This is a genomic window from Rhizobacter sp. P3_B12, assembly GCF_056402895.1.
The window spans coordinates 1-6,609 of the sequence record NZ_JBFUGN010000280.1; the positions used below are offsets into that span (position 1 = coordinate 1).

Here is a 6,609-nt window from a genome sequence, read left to right on the forward strand (position 1 = left end):
TGGGGAGACGGAACAGTTTCAAGATGTAGTCCCACCCGGCATTCGCCACGCGACAGCTTTCAATCACTTCATTGCAATTCCAACGCGACCTTCTCGATCTCGCCGACCCAGTGCTGCGCACCCATCCGGCCTTCGGCAAACATCGCCAGCATCGAGAACACCGCATCGGAGAAGCCCCCGACGTTCATGATGTCCTCGCGCTCTGCCGCCTGCGTCGTCGCATGCGGCTGGATGTCGATGCACACCAGGCGTGCCTGCGGGTTGCGTTGCTTCAACAGCTCCCATTCGCGCAGGGTCTGCGTCGCGCCGCCCCGACGGGCGTCCACCCACGATTCGTTGTCCGACACCAGCACCACCAGGTCCACCTTCGCCTGCTCGGCATTCAGCAACGCGAGCGGCGCGCTGCAGTTCGTACCGCCGCCACCGATGCGGGCCAAGGCCTTCGCATTGGTCATCACCGAATCGCGGCCGTTCAGCGCGAGCTTCACGACCTTCTGCTCGAACGGCAACACGCGCGCCGTCGGCGTCTTGCGCAGGATCGCTGCCGACACCAGTGCTGCCACGTCGATGCAACGCACGGTGCTGGTGGCCGAACCACGGTGGCCCGTCACGGCCGAGCTCATCGAACCCGACACGTCGGGGCACACGACGACCCGGCCTTCGAGACGCGGCACGTTGGCCAACGCCACTTCCATCGCATCCTGCAACGCATCGCGCACCACCGCCGGAACAGCGTCGCCCGTCGCCATGAAGGCCGACATCAGCTGGTACGGCAGCACCCGCGCCTGCGACACCGCCTTCGGATCGCGCAGCTTCGCGGCAATCACATCGGCCATGCCGTCGAGCGCGAACACGCCATGCCGGGCAAAGGTGTTCAGGTTCTGACGCACCATCTGCCAGGAACCGGTTCGAGCCACCTTCGACCACTGCCGCGCATTCAACGACAGCGCCGTCAGCATCTGGAACGGCACGTCCGGCACCTCGGCAGCCTCGCCGCGGGCGACGGCCCGCTTGAAGCGCTCGAAGGCTTGCGTCAAGGGCGGCAACGCCGATTCATCGACGGGCTTGCCGATCAGCCACGCGAACCACGCGGCACGCCAGGCCTCTGCAGGCTTCGGATGGACCATCTTGACCACGTCAGCCAGCGAAGGCGTGTTGCCCACGGATGCGTTCAACAGCTGCTTCTCGCTGGCATTCAGCAACCAGTGTTGCACCAGCTTCTTCGGGCGCGTTCCGAGAGACTTGCGACCGACCGCACCGCTGCGGACGATCTGCACGAAGGCGCGCAGCATCTTGCCGTTGTCGACCACGCGGCCGAACACCTGGCCGAGCAACGCGACATCGCGTGCCGCCAACGATGCCGCCAGCAAAGCCGGCATGTCCTTCATGTGGGCGGCCTGGCGGGCATGAACCGCCGTCTTCGCGACGAACACGGCATCCACCTGCGCCGCCAGCGTCATCACGCGGCCCAGCTGCTCTTCGGCGCTCGCGTAGAACGTCTGGCCCAGGCAACCGGTGGCGGCCAGCTGCGCCAGTTGGTGACGCGGGCTCAATGCATAGGCCGGCGCCTGGTGATGGTTGGTCGTGTCCGCTGCAGGCAACAGCTTGCCCTTCAGCGTCTGGAACAGTTGGGTGTTGACCATGTGGGTTCTCCTCGCATTCAACTTGTGGCTGATCTATTGCAACGCATGTGCCAGATCAGGGTCCACGTCGATGACCATCTTCCAACCCTTTGATTTCAAAGGAATTTCCTCGATTTCTTGCTGCATTCTCCTGATGAGCACCAGCGTGCAGTTCCCGTACAGCTAGACTGAAAGCTAGTGAACTAGCGAAATGTCCATGTCCAAGCACACCGTCGTCATCGGCTTCCTCGGCACCCAGCTCGACGCCGGCCAGGGCGCCGGCCGCTGGGAGAAGTGGCGTCCGACGGTCTCGCTGGTGCAGCAGCCCGATGTCGTCGTGCACCGCATCGAGCTGATCCACACGCCGCGCCACCTCGGCCTTGCGCAGCAGGTGCAGCGCGACATCGCCTCGGTCTCGCCCGAGACGGTGGTCAACCTGACCCCGATGGACGTGGCCGACCCCTGGGATTTCGGCGAGATGTACGGCGCGCTCTACGACTGGGTGCGTGCCTACCCCTTCGACACCGAGCGCGAGCAGTACCGCGCCCACATCACCACCGGCACGCACGTCGCGCAGATCTGCATGTTCCTGATGGTCGAGTCGCGCTTCATCCCCGGCGTGCTGCTGCAGACCGCGCCGCCGAAGAAGCAGACGCACGACAACCCCGGCAGCCTGACGCTGATCGATCTCGACCTGTCGCGCTACGACGGGCTCGCCAAGCGCTTCCACCAGGCGCAGCAGGACGCGGTCGACTTCCTGAAGGACGGCATCGCGACCCGCAACCCCGCCTTCAACACGCTGATCGACGAGATCGAGCGCGTGGCCGTGCGCTCGCGCGCGCCGATCCTGCTGACCGGGCCGACCGGCGCCGGCAAGTCGCACCTCGCGCGGCGCATGTTCGAGCTGAAGAAGTCGCGCCACCAGGTGAGCGGCGAGTTCGTCGAGGTCAACTGCGCGACGCTGCACGGCGACGGCGCCGCCTCCACGCTGTTCGGCCACCGCAAGGGCGCCTTCACCGGCGCGGCCGCCGACCGTGCCGGCCTGCTGCGCAGCGCGCACGGCGGCGTGCTCTTCCTGGACGAGATCGGGGAGCTGGGCCTGGACGAGCAGGCGATGCTGCTGAAGGCGGTCGAGGAGAAACGCTTCTACCCGATGGGCAGCGACCGCGAGGTGGCCAGCGACTTCCAGCTGATGGTCGGCACCAACCGCGACCTGCGCATCGACGTGGCCGAGGGCCGCTTCCGCGAAGACCTGTACGCCCGCATCAACCTGTGGAGCTACGTGCTGCCCGGCCTCGCGCAGCGGCCGGAAGACATCGAGCCGAACGTCGAGCACCTGCTGGCCCGCGTGGCGGCCGAGAACGGCCGCGCGGTGCGCTTCAACGCCGAGGCCCGGCTGCAGTACCTGCGCTTCGCCCAGTCGCCCGAGGCGCTGTGGCGCGGCAACTTCCGCGACCTGTCGGCCAGCATCACGCGGCTGGCGACGCTGGCCGACGGCGGGCGCATCTCGTCGGCGCTGGTCGATGCCGAACTGCAGCGGCTGCGCTGGCTGTGGCAGCACCACGCGGGCGATGCGCCGGCGAGCGATGCCGTCGACCTCGATGCCTTGCTGGGCGACGCCGCGCAGGCACTCGACCTGTTCGACCGGCTGCAGCTGCAGGCCGTCGTGCAGCTGTGCCGCCGCTCGCGCACGCTGTCGGAGGCGGGGCGCCAGCTGTTCGACGTCTCGCGGCAGCAGCGCAGCGTCGTCAACGACGCCGACCGGCTGCGCAAGTACCTCGCGAAGCACGGCCTCAGTTGGGAGCGGGTGACAGCCTGATGCCGCGGCGGGGGAGTCGAACCCCCTGGCCCTGGCCGCGCGGCATCGCGCCATGCGGTATGTCGTTCAGGGCAGTGACCGTGGCATCCACTGCACTTCGGCTGTGTCCAAGCGCGAGCATCCCGTCGGATGTGGTGTCTCGCTGCACGGGGTCCGGGTCCGGACCGCGCACATCCCGCGCCGCCAACACCATTTCGTGCGGTCGCGGAGGGCAAGGGCACACCCGAAGTGGAGCGGGTGGCGCATTCAAGAACCAGGCTCGAAAAGCAGAAAGGCCCGGATCCATCGCGGAATCCGGGCCTCTGTGAACAGAGTCGAAGGGGGGCCTACGCCCTGCCTTCTCCCGGATGCCGTCGATCGTTGCCGTAACCCTTGCCCGCCCCCATGCCCATCGCCATGCAGATGCACTCGCCCGATGCGCGGGCGGCTTGCTGCAGGTGACGGGGAAGGTGGCGGCTGATCACGATGGGGTCCTCGGCTTCGTTGATTCGGTGCGCTTTTTCAAGCAAGGCGCGGATCGTAAAAACTCTTTACCGGTTCGTCAAGCATTACTTCACGGCATCCTTCAACTCGACCTTCACGAGGTTGTCCTCCGAGATCCGGTCGATGCGCTTGTTGTACGGGTCGACCCCGGCAAAGGCCGGCGCCTTGTCCACCACGAGGGCGATCGACTGCTTGCCGCTGCGCACCGGCCGGCGCTCGAAGTGCAGCACTACGTCCGCGCCGAAGCCCTCCTTGCCCGGCTCGGCGCTGAACACGCCGATGTCCACCGGCTCGTCGAGCGGCGCCTCGGTCTCTTGCCCCTTGCCGTCGGCGTAGAGCTTGCGCGCCTCGACCTCGAGCACCAGGTCGTAGCGGCCATCGGCGCGCTTCGTCGCGGTCGCGGCGGTCGCCTTCAGGTCGAGCAGCGTGATCTTCTCGAACAGGTCGGTGATCAGCGCATCGTGCTGCGGCCCGGCCTCGGCGCGCAGGATGCRCAGGAAATCGCGGCTGTTCGGGTACGGCGCGGCCTTGAAGGCATATTCCTTCAGCAACTTCGCGAGCGCCCGGTTCACGACCTCTTCGCCGACCACCTCCTTCAGCCAGTACATCGCGAGCGAGCCCTTCTGGTAGTGGATGTAGCCCTGGTTCTCGACGCGCGCCAGCGGCAGCTCCTCCACCACCTCGCCGCCGCGCTGGCGCAGGTAGCGGTCGAGCTCGTACTTCAGGAAGCGGCGGATCTGGTCGCGCCCGTACATCTTCTCCATCACCAGCAGCGCCGAGTACTGCGCCAGGCTCTCGACCAGCAGCTCGCCGCCCTGCTGCGAGCTCGGCACCAGCTGGTGGCCCCACCACTGGTGGCCGATCTCGTGCGCGGTCACGTAGGTCACCACGTCGATCTTCTGCGGGTCGGTCAGCCGCGAGATGAAGCCGATGTTCTCCGAGTACGGGATCGTGTTGGCGAACGACTGCGCGAAGTCGGCGTACGACGGGAACTCCAGGATGCGCGCCTGGCGGAACTGGTACGGCGAGAACTTCTCGCTGAAGAGCTCGAGCGACAGCTTCATCGCCTGCATCATCCGGTCGGTGTTGAACTCGTGTCCGGGCTGGTGGTAGACCGCCAGGTCGACCTCCTTCCAGCGGTCGCGCAGCACCGCATAGCGTGCCGACTGGATCGAGAAGAAGTGGTTGATCGGCGCGTCCGGCTTGAAGTGCGCGGTGCGCCGCCCGTTCGCCGTGGTGTCGCTGACGGTGTAGCCCGGGGCGATCGGCGTCTGGTCGGCGTCGGTCGTCACGGTGATGTCGGCATCGACCCAGTCGCTGTCCTTGCGGAAGCCGTTGTCGGCGCGCGCCGATTCATCTTCCAGCGTCGGCGGGCGCAGGTCCGGCGGCAGGCCGTGCTTGCGGCGCTTCGCGCGGTCGGTCAGCAGCCCGTTGCGCGACATGCCGATCGCCGGTGTGATCTCGGCGTTGTTGACGAAGCTGCCGTTGGCGACCAGGCGCGTCAGCGGCTGTGCGTTCGGGAAGCCGCGCTCTTCCAGCGTCGTTGCGAAGCGCAGCACCCGCGTCTCGTCCGGCTGCATCGCCGGCTCGAGCCGGTAGATGCGGTAATGCTCCTTCGCCCACTCGCGCTGCAGCGTCGCGCCGGGCAGCTCCACGCGGTCGAGCGTGGTGCGCTCGGGCCACAGCAGGTGCAGCGTGTCGACCGGCGCGCCGGTGCGGTTGCGCAGCACGTAGCTGCCGGTCGTCACCGCGCGCGCTTCGCGCGGGTACAGCTGCACGTCGAGCGTGACCGCGGTGATGCGCGGCTGCGGCAGCTTCTCGAAGGGCAGGAAGTCGCGCTCGTACTGCGCCAGCTGCGTGTCGCGCTGCGGCTGCGTCACGTAGGCGTTCAGCACGTTGGTGTTGTAGTAGATCCAGCCGCCGCTCGCGATCCACACCACCAGCCCGAGCGCCAGCAGCGCGCCGGCCCCGCCGTGCAGGTGGCGGCCCATGTGGGCCAGCCGCGGGCGCAGCGCCAGGTTCGCGCCGCGCCGCCACAGCGCATGCGACAGCACCGCCAGCACCAGCGCGAAGCCGCCCCAGTAGACCTCGAACCAGGCCTGCGCGATCCAGAAGCGGCCCAGGCCGTTCATGTCCGACAGCGGCACCCGCGGCGTGCTGCCGTAGTTGTAGAGGTTGTGCTCGAAGCCCGCCGCCGCCAGCGCGACCGACGCGACGATGTACAGCAGCATCACGCCCCAGCCGATGAACTTCTGCGGCACCAGCACCTGGACGAACACCGCGAGCACCGCCAGCAGCAGCGCGCCGACGGTCATCGGCAGCACGAACCACAGCAGGTAGGCCACGGGCTCGAAGCGGGTGTAGCCCTTCAAGGCCTGCACCAGCATGCCGGTCAGCATGGCGACCAGCGCCGTGGCCGTCAGCACCAGCGCGATCGCGACGATCTTCGGCAGCAGGTGCGCCCAGTCGGGTGCGGCGGTCGCGTCGACGATCTCGTGCATGCGGCGCTCGCGGTCGCGCCACACCAGCTCGCCCGCATAGAAGATCGCGATGATGATCGGCATCAGCGTGAACGCACCGTCCAGCGTCTGCACCATCAGCCGCGTCACCGGGTACGAGCCGCTGCCGTACCACTCGCCGCTGAACCACAGCGAGCCGCCGGCGTTCAGCACCCCGATGCCCAGC

4 protein-coding genes are annotated in these 6,609 nt (G+C 67.6%); 1 reads left to right on the forward strand and 3 read right to left on the reverse strand.

Annotated elements, in window-relative coordinates; genetic code table 11:
* Positions 1-68: 68 nt before the first annotated feature.
* Positions 69-1,643, reverse strand: coding sequence for a vWA domain-containing protein (locus AC1D01_RS15945; protein ID WP_477867866.1), 1,575 nt, complete (start codon positions 1,641-1,643; stop codon positions 69-71).
* A gap of 196 nt (positions 1,644-1,839) precedes the next feature.
* On the opposite strand from AC1D01_RS15945, the gene rtcR reads away from it, so the two are divergent.
* Positions 1,840-3,441, forward strand: a complete 1,602-nt coding sequence (gene rtcR / locus AC1D01_RS15950) for an RNA repair transcriptional activator RtcR (RefSeq protein ID WP_477867868.1) — start codon at positions 1,840-1,842, stop codon at positions 3,439-3,441.
* Positions 3,442-3,767: 326 nt separating this feature from the next.
* On the opposite strand, the gene AC1D01_RS15955 is transcribed toward rtcR, so the two are convergent.
* Entirely contained in the window at positions 3,768-3,950 is a 183-nt protein-coding gene (locus tag AC1D01_RS15955) for a hypothetical protein (RefSeq protein WP_477867870.1), read from the reverse strand.
* A gap of 39 nt (positions 3,951-3,989) precedes the next feature.
* The coding region (locus tag AC1D01_RS15960; RefSeq protein ID WP_477867872.1) for an ABC transporter permease/M1 family aminopeptidase at positions 3,990-6,609 on the reverse strand (2,620 nt) is incomplete at its 5' end.